Origin of the sequence: Amycolatopsis echigonensis (genome assembly GCF_014174495.1) — a bacterium.
Classification (GTDB): domain Bacteria; phylum Actinomycetota; class Actinomycetes; order Mycobacteriales; family Pseudonocardiaceae; genus Amycolatopsis; species Amycolatopsis echigonensis.
On record NZ_JACJHR010000051.1, the window covers coordinates 52,431 to 68,675 of the forward strand.

14 protein-coding genes are annotated in these 16,245 nt (G+C 71.8%); 7 read left to right on the forward strand and 7 right to left on the reverse strand.

The genetic code is table 11. The features are described 5' to 3' along the window. Positions 1-41: 41 nt before the first annotated feature. From H5411_RS29770 to H5411_RS29785, 4 genes are all read right to left on the reverse strand, one after another. Positions 42-1,067, reverse strand: a complete 1,026-nt coding sequence (locus tag H5411_RS29770) for a quinone-dependent dihydroorotate dehydrogenase (protein ID WP_183125740.1) — start codon at positions 1,065-1,067, stop codon at positions 42-44. A gap of 687 nt (positions 1,068-1,754) precedes the next feature. After that, positions 1,755-2,327: a GNAT family N-acetyltransferase gene (locus H5411_RS29775; protein ID WP_101439081.1), complete on the reverse strand. Its 573-nt coding sequence runs from the start codon at positions 2,325-2,327 to the stop codon at positions 1,755-1,757. Positions 2,328-2,701: 374 nt separating this feature from the next. Further along, positions 2,702-3,520, reverse strand: a complete 819-nt coding sequence (locus H5411_RS29780) for an Fpg/Nei family DNA glycosylase (protein WP_183125741.1) — start codon at positions 3,518-3,520, stop codon at positions 2,702-2,704. 3 nt (positions 3,521-3,523) lie between these two features. Further along, positions 3,524-4,375, reverse strand: a complete 852-nt coding sequence (locus tag H5411_RS29785; protein WP_101439083.1) for a ParA family protein — start codon at positions 4,373-4,375, stop codon at positions 3,524-3,526. A gap of 112 nt (positions 4,376-4,487) precedes the next feature. Between H5411_RS29785 and H5411_RS29790 the strand changes: the two genes are divergently transcribed. The 3 genes from H5411_RS29790 (at position 4,488) to H5411_RS29800 (ending at position 8,090) form a co-directional block, all read left to right on the forward strand. After that, on the forward strand, positions 4,488-5,213 hold the full coding sequence (locus H5411_RS29790) for a methyltransferase domain-containing protein (RefSeq protein WP_183125742.1): 726 nt from the start codon (positions 4,488-4,490) through the stop codon (positions 5,211-5,213). Between the two features lie 144 nt (positions 5,214-5,357). After that, a complete protein-coding gene (dinB, locus tag H5411_RS29795) occupies positions 5,358-6,575 on the forward strand; it encodes a DNA polymerase IV (protein ID WP_183125750.1) in 1,218 nt (405 codons plus the stop codon). 1,110 nt (positions 6,576-7,685) lie between these two features. Continuing rightward, the gene (locus tag H5411_RS29800) at positions 7,686-8,090 is read left to right on the forward strand and encodes a DUF3040 domain-containing protein (RefSeq protein ID WP_183125743.1); all 405 of its coding nucleotides are present in this window, start codon (positions 7,686-7,688) and stop codon (positions 8,088-8,090) included. A 563-nt stretch (positions 8,091-8,653) separates the two neighbouring features. Here H5411_RS29800 and H5411_RS29805 read toward each other — a convergent pair. The 3 genes from H5411_RS29805 to H5411_RS29815 form a co-directional block, all read right to left on the reverse strand. Next, positions 8,654-11,212 (reverse strand): transglutaminase TgpA family protein, encoded by a 2,559-nt coding sequence (locus tag H5411_RS29805; RefSeq protein WP_183125744.1) that lies wholly within the window; start codon positions 11,210-11,212, stop codon positions 8,654-8,656. 64 nt (positions 11,213-11,276) lie between these two features. Next, positions 11,277-12,548: a DUF58 domain-containing protein gene (locus H5411_RS29810; protein WP_183125745.1), complete on the reverse strand. Its 1,272-nt coding sequence runs from the start codon at positions 12,546-12,548 to the stop codon at positions 11,277-11,279. A gap of 32 nt (positions 12,549-12,580) precedes the next feature. After that, positions 12,581-13,645, reverse strand: a complete 1,065-nt coding sequence (locus H5411_RS29815; RefSeq protein ID WP_183125746.1) for an AAA family ATPase — start codon at positions 13,643-13,645, stop codon at positions 12,581-12,583. A gap of 265 nt (positions 13,646-13,910) precedes the next feature. Here H5411_RS29815 and H5411_RS29820 point away from each other — a divergent pair, with 265 nt between their 5' ends. The 4 genes from H5411_RS29820 to H5411_RS29835 are packed head-to-tail and all read left to right on the forward strand — an operon-like array spanning position 13,911 to position 16,098. Then, entirely contained in the window at positions 13,911-14,276 is a 366-nt protein-coding gene (locus H5411_RS29820; protein WP_101439089.1) for a hypothetical protein, read from the forward strand. Then, positions 14,269-14,808: a DUF3558 domain-containing protein gene (locus tag H5411_RS29825; RefSeq protein WP_312878648.1), complete on the forward strand. Its 540-nt coding sequence runs from the start codon at positions 14,269-14,271 to the stop codon at positions 14,806-14,808. The genes H5411_RS29820 and H5411_RS29825 overlap by 8 nt, the downstream gene beginning before the upstream one ends. A 22-nt stretch (positions 14,809-14,830) precedes the next feature. Next, positions 14,831-15,403 carry a PE-PGRS family protein gene (locus H5411_RS29830; RefSeq protein WP_183125747.1) on the forward strand — a complete coding sequence of 191 codons (573 nt, stop codon included), beginning with the start codon at positions 14,831-14,833 and terminating at the stop codon, positions 15,401-15,403. Continuing rightward, positions 15,400-16,098 (forward strand): ESX secretion-associated protein EspG, encoded by a 699-nt coding sequence (locus tag H5411_RS29835; RefSeq protein ID WP_183125748.1) that lies wholly within the window; start codon positions 15,400-15,402, stop codon positions 16,096-16,098. The genes H5411_RS29830 and H5411_RS29835 overlap by 4 nt, the downstream gene beginning before the upstream one ends. Positions 16,099-16,245: the final 147 nt, after the last annotated feature.

The following is a 16,245-nucleotide window of genomic DNA, read 5'->3' on the forward strand; positions in this document are numbered from 1 at the left end:
GGATCCCGGTTTGCCGCTGGGCCGGTGACCGCCCCGGCAGGCTACCGGGAAGCGAGGCCCCGGCCGACGCGGCGGACCAGCCCGGGCCCGTGCAGCGCGAAGCCGGTGTAGAGCTGCACGAGGCTGGCACCGGCGTCGAGCATGCGGCGGGCGTCGTCCGGGCCGAGGATGCCGCCGACGCCGATGACGGGCAGCTTGCCGCCGGTCTTTTCGTGGACGAAGCGCACGACTTCAGCCGAGCGCTGCGTCAGCGGGCGGCCGGACAGTCCGCCGGCTTCGGCGGCCAGCGCGGCTTCGGCGGGGGCGATGCCGTCGCGGGAGAGGGTCGTGTTGGTCGCGATGATCCCGGCGACGCCGTGGTCCAGGCAGACTTCGAGGAGTTCGGCGAGCGCGTCGTCGGTGAGGTCGGGGGCGACCTTGACCAGCAGGGGAGTGTCGCCGCCCAGTTCGGTCCCGGTCTTGCGGAGTTCGGCGAGCAGCTCGGCGAGCGCGGCTTTGTCTTGCAGCGCGCGGAGACCGGGGGTGTTCGGGGAGCTGACGTTGATCGCGAAGTAGTCGGCGAAGGGGTGCAAGGCACGGAGGGAGAAGCGGTAGTCCTCGACGGCCTCGTCCAGCGGCGTCACCTTGGACTTGCCGATGCTGATCCCCAGCGGCACCGCCGGTTTTCCGTGCGCGGCCAGGCGATCGGCGAGGGCTTGGGCCCCGTCGTTGTTGAAGCCCATGCGATTGATGACCGCGTCGGTCGCCGGGAGGCTGTAGAGGCGGGGTTTGGGGTTGCCGGGCTGCGGGTGGCGGGTGACTGTGCCTACCTCGACGAAGCCGAAGCCGAGAGCGGGCCAGGCGTGGAGGGCTCGGCCGTTCTTGTCCATGCCCGCGGCGAGGCCGATCCGGTTGGGGAAAGTGAGGCCGAGGACGGTGGTGGGATCGTCGGTGCGGTACACCCGGGCGAGGGGGCGGAGGGCGGTTCCGGCTCGGCTCAGCAGGGTGACGGTGCGCTCGTGGACCACCTCGGGGTCGTGGTAGGCGAGCCGGTACATCGCTGGGCGGACGATCCTGTCGAAGAGCACGGGTCCATGCTGCCGTATTGGTGCTGGTCTGGCTGGGGTGGATGGGGTTGTTGTGGTGGGGGTCGCGTTCCGGTGGGGGCGTCGGTTGGGGTGAGGCCGCGGTCTGCTCGTCGCCTGGCGGCGACATTGCATATGGGTGGTGCGGTGGGGCACCCCGAAGCCGAATTGTGCTGACGGTTCGGGGGTGCTTGTCAAGGCGGGAAAGATGCCTTGACAAGCACCCCCGAACCGCAGGGAGGCTTCGTATCGGGGTGCGGGGGAGGGTGTGGGTGCCTCGGTTGTTGGGTGCGTGGGCTGCGGTGGAGTGGTGGGGTGCGCGGATGGGTGTTGTGCGGAGCGGGCTAGGTCGTCCGGGGCAGGAAGCTGTTGCGGGGAGATGCTTGTTTGGGCGAACTCGCCTTGATCGAGGGCTGAACCAGGGCTTGCCTCACGTCGAGTGCCCGGTTTCCCGCCATCGCAGGCCACGCCACCTGCTGTAATGGGCCCTTTCGCCGATCCAGTGGCCCTCAAGGTGCCCTTCACGGACATCGATGGGGCACCAACCTGGCCGCGCAAACCTCGCACGCCCAGACGTCGCACCAGCTGCCCGGCCAGCGCCAGCGCGACATCTTCGCGGTTTCTGCCTGAAGCTCCCGGCTCGCCTAGCCGCTGGCGGCTTGGCGATGATCCGGCCGGGAGCATCCAGGGTCAGTTTCTCCGGGCGGCCCCGGCTTTCCACTCGTCTTCCAGCATGGCGTAGACCAGTTCGTCGGTCCATTCGCCCTTGACGATCTCGTTTTCCCGCAGGCGCGCTTCCTGGCGCATGCCCAGGCGCTCCATCAACGCCGCCGACGCGGTGTTGCGGCCGTCGCAGCGGCCGATGATCCGGTGCAGTCCCAGGTCTTCGAAGCCGAGCCGCAGGAGTTCGCGGGTGGCTTCCAGGGCCAGGCCTTTTCCGTGGTGGTCGGGGTGGAAGACGAAGCCGATCTCGCCTTGGCGGTGTTCGGCGCTGAGGTATTCGAGGTTGAGGTCGCCGATGAGCTGCCCGGTTTCGGCGAGTTCCACGGCGACGGCGAGGAACTGGCCTTCCTCCGACAGCGTCGCGCTGTGGACGCGCTTCGCCAGTGCGGCCGCGGATTCCGCGCGGCTGCGCGGCCCCCAGTACAGGTAGCGGACGACGTCCGCGCGGGATTGGAACGAGTTCAGGGCATCGAGATCGTCGTCCCGGAACGGGCGGAGGAGCAGGCGTTCGGTGCTGATCGGATAGTCCGGCCTGAGCATCCGTCCAGCCTAGCGACTTCCGCGGCTCCGCAGGAACCGCCGCGGCGATCGCCGGGTGCGGGAGGGCGCCCGCGATACCGGAGCGGACAGGGAAATTCCCGGGGCGCCTCCTGGACGCCGTCCGCGTCCAGGCCCGAGCCGGACCGGTGCTCGGGAACCCCGGGAATCCGGTGACTGCCTGGTATTCGTCAGCAGGCAGCACGTGAAGCAGGCGATGAGCCGAAGGTGGCTCTTGTTGTATCGCTGCTCAAAGTCCCAACACGTGCCATCCGCTAGCGGACAGCCACCTCACGAGTCCTGTGTGAATACAACTTAGGACCACCTCCTCTCTCGTGTACTGCCACGCTAACCGCGAACCTCTCGGTACGGCAACATCATTTGCGAGGCGGTCCATCGTCCGGGACGGGGCCGGGCTGGCAGCGCGGGCAGCACCAGGTCGGCCGCTGGTACGGTCCGTCGCCCTGCTGGCGCACCAGCAGCGGTCCGCCGCAGCGGAAACAGCCTTGGCGGGTGCGTTCGTAGACCCAGGTGCGCCGTCCGCGGCGGAGGTCGCCGGTGGTGGCCTGCTCGTGCCGCCACGCGTTGGCGACGAGCAGTTTCCGGGCGAGCGCCACCGCGCGTGCGGGGTCCACTTCGGACACTGGCGTCCACGGGGAAACGCGCAGCAGGAAAGAGATCTCGCACTTGTACAGGTTGCCGACGCCGGCCATGACCCGCTGGTCCAGCAGTGCGTCGCCGAGCTCGCGGTCGGGCTTGGCGGCGAGGTTGGCGGCGGCCAGTGCGGCGTGCTCGTCCGTCCACTGTGGATCCAGCAGGTCCGGGCCCAGGTGCGCGACGAGGCTGTGCTCCTCGGCGGTGGGCACCAGTTTCAGGTCGTGCAACCGGAAACCGATCGCCTGGACGTCGTCGGTCATCAGCACGACCCGCGCGTGATGGGCGGGCATCGCCCATTTCGCGCCCGCGGGCTGGATCTTCCATTCGCCGTCCATCCGCAGATGGCTGTGCAGCGTCAGGTCGCCGGAGAAGCGCGTGAAGAGGTGCTTGCCGACGGTGCCGACGCCGTGCACCTCCCGGCCCGCGAGGTCCACAGTGGCCAGTTCGGGATGCCGGAAATCCCCGCGCACCAACGTTTTCCCGGCGAGCGCGCGGTCGAGCAGCTTTCCGGCGAGGAATACGGTGTCGCCCTCGGGCACGGTTCAGCCCGCGGTTTCCGACACTTCCGCCTGCGCCGCTTCTTCCTCGGCGCGCACGCGGTGCCGTCCGGCGCGGTTGGAGCGCAGGATTTTCGCGAGGACCATGTTGAAGGTCAGCGCGATCTCTTGTGCGCCAGGGGAATGCCACTCGTGGATCGGGCTGCACGCGCCCTGGGCCTGCTGCACCGCGAGCCGGTCCGGGATCGCCGTCGGCATCACCAGCGAGCCGAAGTTCTCGCGCAGCTCCGCGACCCGGAACTGGTGCTCGTAGGACCGCACGCGCAGTTTGTTGACCAGCACGCCGATCGGCCGCAGCGCCGGATTGCCGTCCTCGCGGATCCGTTCGATCGCTTCGAGCGCGCGCTGGGCCCCTGCCACCGCATACATTGTGGGTTCGGTCACAATGAGCGCGCTGTCGGCCGCCACGAGCGCCGATTTGGTGAGCCGGCCGAGCGACGGCGGGCAGTCGATGATCGCCAGCTCGTACGGGTCCTCGCGCAGCGGATGCTGGTGCAGCTCGTCGAGCGCGCGGGAGAGGTTTTCCAGGCGGCGGCCGTCGGAGTCGGGTTCGTTGAGCGACTCCAGCTCCTCGGCGCCGACCAGCACGTCGATCTCCTCGCTCCAGACGCTGGGCGCGATGGCGCGTTCGAGGACGGCCCGCGCGGGCGTCTCGAGCACGTCGGCGAGCGTCGCGTCGGTGAACGGCGGGTCGAGCGAGGTGGTGGCGTTGCCCTGCGGGTCGAGGTCGGCTACGAGCGTGCGGGTTCCCCTACGCAGAGCGGCCGACGCGATACCGAGCGCGACCGTCGTTTTGCCGACACCACCCTTGAGGCTGAGAACGGCGACCGTGTGCACTCGACACAGCCTACGGGCCGCGCGCCGGGGCGGTAGCCCGGAAGGTGGCGAACGCCGCTGCGGCGCCCACGCGGGTCACGGCAAGTGACCGGCGGCCATTACCCTGTCGGCCATGAAGACCGACACCGTGGCCGCCCGGGGTTCGGGCGCTGTTCGCCGGGCGCTCGAGGCCGAACTGCGGGCCGCCCGCGCCCGCGGCGTGGAGCAGCCGGTCGTCGTCGACGTCGGCGGCGGGAGCGGCGGCTGGGCGGTGCCGTTCGCGTCCGCCGGATGCCTGGTCACCGTGGTGGAACCGAACCCGAACGCGCTCGCGACGCTGCGCCGGCGCGCGGAGGAGGAGGGCGTCTCCGGCCGGATCACGGTGATCGCGGACGACTCCGACGCACTGGCCGCGCACATCGAGGCCGGGTCGGCGGACCTGGTGCTGGCGCACGGCCTGCTGGAGGTCGTGGACGAACCGCGAGCGGTGCTCGACGCGCTCGCCACGGCCGTTTCGCCGGGCGGTGCCGTGTCGGTGCTGGTCGCCAACCGCACCGCGGCCGTGCTGCATCGAGCACTCGCCGGACGGATCTCCGAGGCGCGGCAGCTGATGGAAGGTCCGGACGGCATCGTCGCGGGGGACACCGTGCTGCGCCGGTACGACAGCGCCGGGCTGACCGATTCGCTCGTGGCGGCCGGCCTGGAGGTCACGCTGCTGCAGGGCGACCGGGTGGTCTCGGACATCGTGCCGGGCGAGGTCCGCGAGGACGAACTGGCCGAGTTCGAGCTGAGCGCGTCGTCCGTGCCCGCGCTGCGCGACGTCGCCGGCCGGCTGCACGCGATCGCCCGGCGCGGCTGATCCGCTCTTCGCCGTGCGGCAACCGTCCTGGCGAAGGCTTGAGCCACCCGTAAGCGTGGTCGCCCGGACTCGGGCGCCGGGAATTGTCGATGGCGGCAGGTAGCGTCCGGAGGCGTGGGGAGAAACGCCGAACTGCCGAGCGGGATGGCCCGCTACCGCGTCACCACGGGCGCGACCGAACTGCCGGACGACACCGGCTGCTCGATTCTGCACGTGGACATGGACGCCTTCTTCGTGTCGTGCGAACTGCGCACGCGGCCGGAGCTGGCGGGCCAGCCGGTGGTCGTGTCCGGCGGCGGCCCGCGCTCGGTCGTCGCCGCGGCGAGCTATCCGGCGCGGCGTTTCGGCGTGCGTTCGGCCATGCCGTTCGCCACGGCCAAGCGGCTCTGCCCGCAGCTGGTCTGCATCCAGCCGACGCCCGGGCTGTACGGCGAGGTGTCGCGCGGCGTCATGGGGATCTTCCGGCAGCTGACGCCGCTGGTCGAGCCGCTGAGCCTGGACGAGGCGTTCCTGGACGTAGGAGGAGCCCTGCGGCGGCTGGGCGCCACTCCGGGCGCGCTGGGGGCGCGGATTCGGGAACGAGTGCAGGCGGAGCACGGGATCGCGTGCTCGGTCGGCGTCGCGAAGGTGAAATTCGTGGCGAAACTGGCTTCGGGGATGGCCAAACCGGACGGGATGGTGATCGTCCCCGCCGCCGAGACGCTGGAGTTCCTGCACCCGCTGCCGGTGTCGGCGCTGTGGGGCGTCGGGAAGCGGACCGAGGAACAGCTGCGGCAACACGGCTGGCACACGATCGCGGACGTGGCCGCCACCCCGCCCGCCCGGCTGCGGCGCGCGGTGGGCCGGGCGGTGGGGGATCACCTGTGGGCCCTGGCGAACGGCCACGACGACCGGGCGGTGGAACCGGAGTCGGCGGAGAAGTCGATCGGAGCCGAGCACACCTTTGATGTCGACGTCCTGAACCGCGACGAGCTGAGCCTGGAGCTGCTGCGCCTCTCCGAACGGGTCGGAGCGACGCTCCGGTCGCGCGGGCTGCGCGGCCGGACGGTGTCGATCAAGGTGCGGTTCGCCGATTTCCGCACGATCACCCGGGCGCGCACCGTGCTTTCCGCGACGGACGTAGCCCGCGACATCCACCGCACGGCGGTCGAGCTGCTGACCGAGCACGCGCCGACAGGAGCGGTCCGGCTGATCGGGGTGCGCGTGGAAGGCCTGGACACCGGCGACGAGGGGGAGCAGCTGTCGTTCGCGAACGACGAGCCCCGCTGGCGAGACGCCGAGGTAGCCGCGGACGTGGCAAGACTGAAGTTCGGCTCGGCAGCGATTCGGCCCGCGTCGCTGCTGTCTCCTCGGGAGGAATGAGGGGCTTCCCGCAGTGCGCGGCTGGGCTTTCTGGACGAGGCCGGGTTGCAGGAAAAAGGAGAGGGGGTTCAGCCGGGAGCTAGTGGCTGGGCCTTCTGGTGAGGCCGACGTATGCCGGGGAGGCAAGGGCAGGTTTGGTCGGGAGGTAGTGGCTGGGCCTTCCGGAGACGCCGGGGTTTGCGAGGGAGCGAGGGCCGGTTCGGTCAGGCGAGTGCGGCTGTGCGTTGTGGGCGAGGCCAGGAGTTCGCCGGAGAGACGGAAGTGCGTTCGGCCTGGAGGTAGTGGTTGAGCCTTCTGGTGCGGCCGGGGTTTGCCAGTGAGGCGAGGGCAGGTTCGGTCGGGCGGGTGCGGCTGTGCTTTCCCGGCGAGGCCGGAGTTCGCCGGAGAGACGGGAGTCGGTTCGGCCAGGAGACTGTGGCTGGAGCTTTCTGCGGATGGCTGCCGGGTCGAGCACTGATCCATCGGCGTCCCTGTTGGCGACCGGGCTCGGCATCACCACGTGCCGTCCGCCCCCGCTTTGCGGGTCACCTGGCCGCGCGGCCTCTTCGCTGGGAAACCGGCGACGGTGCCGGACTCGTCCGCCTCGACTGGTTCGTGCGAAATACGCGTAGATGGGCGCTGGCGCGGCGATCGGTGTCCGAACCCGGTTGTGGGACCGCCGCTGGAATAGGGGTCCGGCGGTCGCGCTGAGTTATCGGGCTGCGGGGTGTTCGTGCGGTGGGCGATTGCCGAGCTCGGTGATGGTCAGGTGAATGAGTGGCGGACGGTATCGATCGGCGGAAGATCCTCCCCGCGTGGGGCATCGGCAGGGCGGGTGGCCGGTGCGGAGACGCTTTCTCTCCGTCACGAGGGACCCCGCGCGGGGGAGGCCGACGGGGCGACGAAGGGGTCTGGACTGCGCCGATGGGGGTGACTTCGGTCGCGGTGACGCACTGTCAACCCGCGTGGGGCGGGATTTCCCCCGATTCGATCATTTCCGGATCGGGGATCGGGTAGTCGGACGAGCGCGGGGCTCGTATCCTGGACAGTGCCACCCCGCCTGGGGTTGGCTGTTGGGTCCAGGACGTTGCGCGGCCCGGCGCCCGCGACAGCTGTGCCGGAGGAGGAAAGATGCCACTCTCCGAGCATGAGCAGCGGCTGCTCGACCAGATCGAGCGCGAGCTCTATGCCGAGGACCCCAAGTTCGCATCCACGGTGCGAGGCACCCGGTTGCGCCGACCCGCGCGCCGTCGGCGCATCCAGGGGATCGCCCTGTTCGTGGCGGGCGTCGCGCTGCTGGTGCTCGGCGTGGTGATCCCGGTGCTGCGGGTCGCCGACGTACCGGTGGTCAGCGTGCTCGGGTTCCTCGTGATGTTCTTCGGGGTCATGATGGCCGTGACGTCGCTGCGCCACAGCGACGCGGGCGGTGCGAACAGCCATGACGACGGAGGCGGCGGGGGGAAGCAATCCGGCCGCAAGAGCTCCTTCACGCAGCGCATGGAGGAACGTTTCCGCCAGCGCTTCGAAGGCCAATAGCACGTCGGCGAATCCGCGCTTCTCCCCTCGGGGCGGAGCGCGGATTCTCGTGCGCGGGCACGGGCTGCACCGTCTAGCGGTGCACGGCCACAGCGGTGGACGGGCCAAGCGGCTCGCTAGGGCGCGCGAAGCACTCCGGAGGCGTGGGCGCGCGACCGGAGTCTGACCCGCACGTCCCAGTTCGTGCGGCCGACACACCAGTCGTTGCTGTAGCGCTGCCAGGTCGCGGCCTCGGCGATGTTGCGAGTTCGACAAGTCCCAGCGGATCGGACGGCGTCTCGCGGCACCGGCGCTTGCGGCCGCCCCGGAACTCCTTCCGCCGCCCGGTTACCGGGGCCAGGTCCGGCTGGCCTGGATCGCCACGTGCCGCTGTCGGATGTCCTCGACGGGGTGTCTTCGGAGCGGAGTCCATCCGGTCGGGCACTCCGCCGGGGCGGCAGGCTCCGTGGTGCGAGTTCGGCAAGCCGCAGGCGGTTTCCGGCAAGCCGCGGCAAGTCAGGGTTCGCTGACCAGCCGCGGCTCAAACCTGCCCGGAGATCTGGCCTGATCCCTGCTCCCGAAGCTCACCGCCGTCGGCGAAGCACTGATCGGGGGAACAACCGTCCTCGCATCGACAGCGGAGCAGTCCGGCGCAGGCTCTCCCGCAGCTGCCCGAAGGCGGGCTCCAGCGCTGGATCCGGTGCCTCCTCGTCGCTGTACCAGCTGCGTTCCACCGCGCCCAGCACAGTGCGCAAAGCGTCCCGGCCCGAATCGTCCAGGCGGTGGCGTTCGGCGATCTTTCCGCCGGCCACGCGGACCGTGTCGCTGTCGGAGATCGGCAGGTCCCGGTCCGCGCATTCGGCTTTCAGTTCGCGCCAGGCCGCGTCGGCCGCGCCGGTGGAGTGCGTCGCGATCGTCTGCAGGTGGCGGCGGCGCACCAGGTCCCGGATCGCGGCGGGGCCGCCCGTCGCGGCGAGGACCAGGACCACCACCGCGGCGAACCACCACGACACGGTCCCGGCCAGCAGGCCGAGCGCGGCGACCAGCAGGACGGCCCCGGTCAGCGGCAGCCACAAGGCGGCCAGATGCAGCGGAGTCGGGGTGGTGACGGGGTTTCTGACGAGCACGTTCCCGTCCGGCGTGGCCCCGGGCGGGACGCCGGAGGGGGCCGTGCCGGGACGAGCGCGGCGGCGCAGGAAGTACGACGTGGCCACGGCCGCGGCGCCCAGGACCGCCAGCGCCAAGGCCAGCCAGACCAGCCAGCTGTCGTCCGGGGTGGTGTCGGCGGGAGCGGCCGGGGCGGCCTGGTCGTGGGCCTTGTCGGTCGACGCGCCGGTGGACGGGGAGGCGGAGCGCGGGGCCGTCGGCAGGTCGTCGGTCGCGTTGGGCTGCTGCGGGTTCTGGGTGTTCTGCTGCAGGTACGGCGGGACGATGCCGCGTCCGTCGGCGAGCGGGGTCGGGTCGAAGCTGACCCAGCCCTTGTCCCCGAAGTACGCCTCGACCCACGCGTGCGCGTCCTGCGAGCTGATCGACTGGTAGTCGCCCTTGGACACGCCCGGGGTGAAGCCGATCGCGACGCGCGCGGGGATGTGCGCGACCCGCAGCATCACCGCCATCGCCGACGCGTATTGCTCGCAGTAGCCCCGTTTTCCCTTGAGGATGAAGTCGGCGAGAGCGTCGGCGTCGGTGGCGTCGGCGGTCTTCGTGTCGTACACGAAACCGTTCTGCGCGCTGAAGTACTGCCACAGCGCGGTGGCCCGGTCGAAGTTGTTCGTCTTGCCCGCGGTCAGCTGTTCGGTCAGCGCGGTGACTCGCTTGTCGACCTGGCCGATCCGCGTGTACAGCGCGGGAATCTCGTCGGACTTCGGTTCCGCGTCGCGCAGTTCCGCGGCGGTCGGCTCCTTGAGCGACGCGGTTTCCACATAGGACGGTGCGGGTTCGCTCGTCGTGGTGAACACCGAGCCGCTGACCCGGTCGTACAGCCACTGCGGCGGCACGCCCCGGAGCGCGCGGGGGGCGCCGTAGATCGGCAGCCAGTTGTCGACCCAGCGCGTCGGCTGGATCTGGATCTGCCGCGACACCCCGGTGCCGTCGTCGCCGGGCGCGGCGGGCAGCGTGCTGTTCGCGAGCACGCCGGTCTGCGCCTGGCCGCCGGCGCGCAGGCCCCAGCCCTTGTTCGGGGTGTAGGTGTCCAAAGTGAACGCGCGCAGCAGCCGCCGGTCCGAGCCGAGGCCGCGGACCTGGAACAGTTCGGTGTTCTGGCCCTGATCCAGCAGTCCGCGCAGCTGCGTGAACGGCGCGATGCCGAATCCGCCGGTCCCGTCGCCGTCGCCGCCCGGGCCGGAGCCGAACGGGATCTTGCCGACCGTGCCGACCACGGTGATCCCGCCGCCCAGCAGGCCGAGCACGATCGCCGAGCTGACCACCGCGACCGGGGCCTGCATGAGCCGCAGCGTGCCGCCGGACCCGGGCGCGTCGCGGTTGCGCCAGCGGCGGTGCCGGTGGTTGCCGTCGATCGCGAGCAGGCAGGCGAAAGATCCGGCGCCGAGCACGAACGTCCACCACGGCATCAGTTCGTCGGACAGCGCCGCGGGCACCGCGTACACGCAGAGCAGCACGAGCCCGGTCGCCGCGGGCGCGGCGGCGGCGACCGCGAGCGTGTCGACCAGCACCGCGACCAGGCCGATGGCGATCGTGACCAGGCACAGGATCGGCTGTGTGCTGTCGACCGGCGGGAGACCGGTCCGGATCTGCTGTGCCGCGGCGGTGAGCGTGGCCTGCAGTTCGCCGAAAGCGGTGGGGCCGGGGAAGATCGTGAGCACGCCCTGCGTCGTGAACGCCCCGGTGATGAGGAACAGCAGCACGAGCAGCTGGCCGAAACCGGCGACGACGGTCGGCGCGCGCAGCGACCGCAGCGCCAGCCCGGTTCCCGCGACCAGCACGACGGCCACGACGAGGTACCCGAACCAGGCCCAGCCGGAGACGACGCTGGTCAGCGACGTGGCCGCGCACAGCGTCGCGAGCCCGGCGGCGATCGGCGGCAGCACGCTGCTCCGCCACGCGGGCGGGGGATCGGTCGGCTGCGGCGCAGGAGTGTGCGGGATCGGCGGCGCGCTGGACGGACGGGGAGCGGTGGTGGTCATCGATTCCCCCTGCGAGCTGGGCCGTTCCGGAGGGAACAGGCGTGCGCGACGGCAGTCAGCGGGTTCATCGCGTCCCGCCGATCACGGTCGACCGGTGGGTGCCCGCGCGGCACAGCAGCCCCCACACCTCGGGCATCGGCGTCTGCGGACCGGCCACCACGACGCCCCATCCGGCCCCGCGCAGCAGCTCCGCCGATTCCTCGGTCGCCGCGGCGAGGTGGTCCGGCGAGGCCGAACCCGCCCAGGCCGGGGTGTCCAAAAGGACGGCGAGGCTGCGGACTCCGCGCGCCCGGTACCGCGCCAGCTCGTGCACCGATTCCGCGCTCACCGTGCCCAGGATCGCGATCAGTTCCTGTCCTTCGGCCGGGTCGTGGCCGAGCGTCACGTCTCGCTGGTGCGCCGGCTGGAGCGCGGCCAGCGCGTCGAGCACCAGGTTGTCGTAGCCTTCGCCGCCGTCGCCGGGGGCGTCGGCCAGCGAGATGCCGTGTTCGGTCACCAGCCGCACCCGGTGCCCGGTCCTCCGCAGGTGCAGCGACACCGACGCGGCGAACGACACCGCCCACTCCAGGCTCGCCGTCGGGCCGCTCCCGTGGTGCGCCGCCGCGCGGTGGTCCAGCAATACCGTCGTGCCGCCGCGCCACGGGCGTTCCTCGATGCGGACCATGATCTCGTCGCGGCGCGCGGTCGACCGCCAGTGGACCTTCCGCATGTCGTCGCCGGTGCGGTAGTGCCGCACGATCACGTCCGGCTCGCCCTGCCCGGAATGCAGCCGCACGCTTCCGTCGTCGCCCGCTCCGGCCCCGGCTCCTCCGGGCAGGCCCCACAGCGCCACCACGCGCGGCACGACGACCAGCCGCGAATGGCCGATCAGCTCCCGTTCGAACTCGCACAGCCCGAACGGGTCGGTGATCGTCGCGCGCAGGGGCCCGACCTGCTGGATCCCGCGCATTCCCGGCCGCAGCGGATACCGCAGCAGCACGCGCCGGTCGTGCGGCAGCCGTTCGACCACGAACCGCGGCCGGGAGCCCAGCGCGTACGGAACGCCGTCCTCCAGCAGCACCTCGCCGCCGGGCAGCCGTCCGCTGCGCCAGAGCTCCAGGTCGACCTCGCCGGTCGAGCCCGCCGCGATCCGGTCCGGGCGCAGGGCGCGCGCGGCGCCGAGACGCAGCCGGGTCGCCGAGATGTAGGCGGCGACCAGCAGCGGCAGGGCGACCACGAAGACCGCGATCCGCAGCAGGTCCCGTTCGTTGAGCACCAGCGAGCACACCGCGGCCGCGATCCCGGCGGCGAGGAGGCAGCGGCCTCGGGTGGTGAGGCCGGAAAGCGCGCGCAGCATGCGGATTCCCTAATCGGGTAGCGGGACGCGCCTCAGCGGGCCGAGCCCTGGGGGACGGGGACGCGGTGCAGCACCGCGCGGACCACGTCGGTCGCCGAACGGCGGGCGGCGTGCGCCTCGGTGGTGAGCACCAGCCGGTGCGCCAGCACGGGCACCGCGACCGTGTGCAGGTCGTCGGGCACCACGTAGTCGCGCCCGGACAGCGCGGCCTGCGCCCGCGCGGCCCGGACCAGGTGCAGCGTCGCGCGCGGCGAAGCGCCGAGCCGGATTTCCGGCACCTGCCGGGTCGCCGAGACGACGTCGACGGCGTACCGGCGGACCTCCGGCGCGATGTGCACGCCGCGGACGGTCCCGATCAGCCGCAGGATCGTCTCGCGGTCGGACACCGGGGCCAGGTCCGCGAGCGGGTTGTGCCCGGAATGCTCGTCGACCATGGCCAGTTCGGCCTGCTGGTCGGGGTAGCCGATCGACACCCGCGCGGTGAACCGGTCGCGCTGGGCCTCGGGCAGCGCGTAGGTGCCCTCCATCTCGATCGGGTTCTGCGTCGCGATGACCATGAACGGCCCGTCGAGCGTGTAGGTGCTCGTGTCGACCGTGACCTGGTGCTCTTCCATGCACTCCAGCAGCGCGGACTGCGTTTTCGGCGAGGCCCGGTTGATCTCGTCGCCGACCACGATGTTCGCGAACACCGGGCCGGGCCGGAACTCGAACTCGCCGGTCTGCCGGTTGTAGATGGAGACGCCGGTGACGTCGCTGGGCAGCAGGTCGGGCGTGAACTGCACGCGGCTGACGGTGCAGTCGATCGACCGCGCGAGCGCCTTGGCGAGCGAGGTCTTGCCGACGCCCGGCACGTCCTCGACGAGCAGGTGACCCTCGGCCAGGAGGGTCATCAGCGCGATCCGGATGACGTCCGGCTTGCCGACGAGGACGCGCTCCACGTTCGCGGCGATCCGGCGCGCGGTGTCGTGCAGTTCGCCGAGCCCGGCCGCCGGGACCGGTGCCAGCCCGTCCGCGGACTCGACCGCCGGGTACGGCGGCTGTCCGGACCCGTTGCCGTGCGGTCCGGCAGGGGAAGCGGACTGGATTCTCGACGTCACTCGACCTCCTGGTGGCGCAATAGCTGGACGGGAACCGGCGGGGATGCGCGCCTGTCCAGCGTTCTCCCCAGTGTGTCAAACCCGGGAGAACTGGGCGGCGGAACCCCGAGATCGTTTCATGGTGACGCCCAGCCACCTCGGCGCTCCTTCTTACGGGTGATTATGAGGCATTTTCAGGTGATCCCGCTGACCGTATGCACTGTCGTATGCTCCGAAACGAAGTCGCCCGACCACGGTTCGACGTCGGAAGAGGTGCATCCCGCGCATGAGCGAGGCCGAGGCGGAACGGAAAGCCGGGGTCCCGGGACTGTCCGGCGGCCGGTTCGCGGTCACGCCCGAACTGGCGTCCGCGACGTACGCGAAGCTCGGCGAGCTGCAGGACGCCGTCGGCGAGATGGTGCGGGAGGCCGCGGTGCTCGGCCGGTCGGTGCCGCTCGGCGGCGGGTACGCCGGCGAGGTCGGCGCGTTCATGGCGAAGTACGGCCTCGGCCGCGACGGGTCGGCGGTCGACCAGCTCACCGCGTTCGGGAAGGAAATCGCCGGGCTGAAGACGCGCATCGGCGGGGCGCTGGAGAAATACCGCGACCAGGACGCGCAAGCCGCCGAGGGCGTGGACTGCACCGGTGGCTGACCGTTCCGCGGCGCGCGCCGCGCTCCTTTCCCTTGCCGGACTCGCAGTGCTCGTCGCGCCGGTGTCGTGCGGCCGGATGCCCGGCATCTCGCACGCCGCGCCCGCGGACGGAGGCCCGCCGGCTCCGACGTCCTCCGCTCCTTCGCTGGCCAAGCTCGACCCGTGCACGCTCCTCTCGCCGCAGGACCGGTCCTCGGCCGGGCTCACCGTGCCGGGCAAGCCGAAGACGATCGGCGAAGCACGCGCCTGCGACTGGACGGTGCCCTCGGCCTTCGGCGTCACCGTCACCCTCGACGAAACCAACGGCCTGGCCAACCTCGACCTCTCCGACGGCAAGCGCACCAAAAAAGACGTCGGCTCGCACCAGGCGGTGCAGGTGTCCGGCCGCCGCGGCACCTGCGCGGTGCTGCTCGACGTCGGCGGCGGGCAGAGCGTCCAGGTCGACGTGAACAACGCGAACTTCGCCGACTCCGTGCTCGCCTGCTCGCGGGCGAGCGACGTGGCCGGACTGGTCGAGCCGAAGCTGCCGTGAACCCCGTGCGAGGAGGAAAGTCGTGACCGACACCCCGGCCGTTCCCGAGCCGACGGCCCGGTACGAAGCGTTCAGCCACGCGGCGCTGGCCGCGCAGGCGGCCGACGGCAACGACCCGGCCGCGGCCGGCGAGTCGGGCACGCGGTGGGCCGGGCTGTCCCAGCGGCTCGAAGACTCGATCGGCGGGCTCGTCGCGCTGTCCGCCGGCAGCGAGGAAACCTGGCAGGGCGACGCGGGCGACGCGATGCGGGCGGTGCTCGGCAAAGCGTCCGGCTGGCTCGCCGAAACCTCGGTGGTGTCGGCGAAAGTCGGCGAGGCCGTGCAGAGACAGGCCGAGGTCGCCGCCCGGGCGCGCGCGGACATGCCCGCGCCGGTGGACTTCGACCCGGCGGCGATGATCCGTTCCGCCGCCGCGAGCGGGAACATGGTGCAGCTGGCCCGGCTGTCGTCCGCGATGGACGAACGGCGCGCCGAAGCCGAGGCCGCGCGGCAGAAGGCGATCGACGTCCTGCGCACCCGCGACACGGCGTTGCGCGGGCTCCTGCCCGAAGGCGAGTTCCCCGCGGTCCCGCCGCTCGGCGCGGGGCCGGCTTGATCAGCCTGTCGGCGTCCGCGTTCGACATCGTCTGGGCCGACCTCGGCCTCGCCGGCCCGCCCGCGCCGCTGGCGGTGCGCAGCGTGGGGGAGACCGACGCCGACCGGTCCGCGATCCGCGCGGAGGTCTACCGGAACCTGGGCGAACGCGGCCTCTTCGACGGCCGCCTCGACGCCGCTCTGGAGAACAGCCTGCGCGTGCTGGCGTCGGCGGAACGGTATGTCCAGTGCGAGGCGCTTGCCGACATGACCGCCGAAGAACCGTTCCGGGCGGTCGCCGCGCTCCGGGGACGGAACGTGGTGCTGGCCGTGCAGCCGGCGCGCACGATCGGCGTGCGCGACATCGGGGAAAGCGAACTGGCCTCGGCGATTGTGGACGTGCTGCCCGAACTGTCGGCCGGTCCCGGCTACGGCGTCCGGCTGCCCGCGACGGGGGAGGCGCCCGGCGGCGCGCAGGGGGAGGAGCTGCGGGCGATCCAGTCCCGGCCGGTGTACGCGGCGGGCCAGTTCACCGTCCACGTCCGCGACCGGGCGGGCAAACTGGCCAGGGCGGGCGGGCTGACGTGGTTCGACACGGACGCCGGGGCCTATTCGGCGGTGTGCTCGCCGGGGCGTGGTGGGCAGGAGTGGGTGACGGTGTCGCCTGTGGACAGCCCTCGGCTGGCTGAGCGGGTCATGGAGCTGGTACCCCGCTGACCCACGCGCTCGGGACTGGACGGTGCCGGATCCCGGCTCTCCCCACCGAGCCCCACCCGGCCAGCCCCACGGCACCCCACCGGGCTTGACGCACCGGCCCCCACCAAGACCCACCGCGCGCCTCCAGGGTGTGGTGTCGGCGCCCCG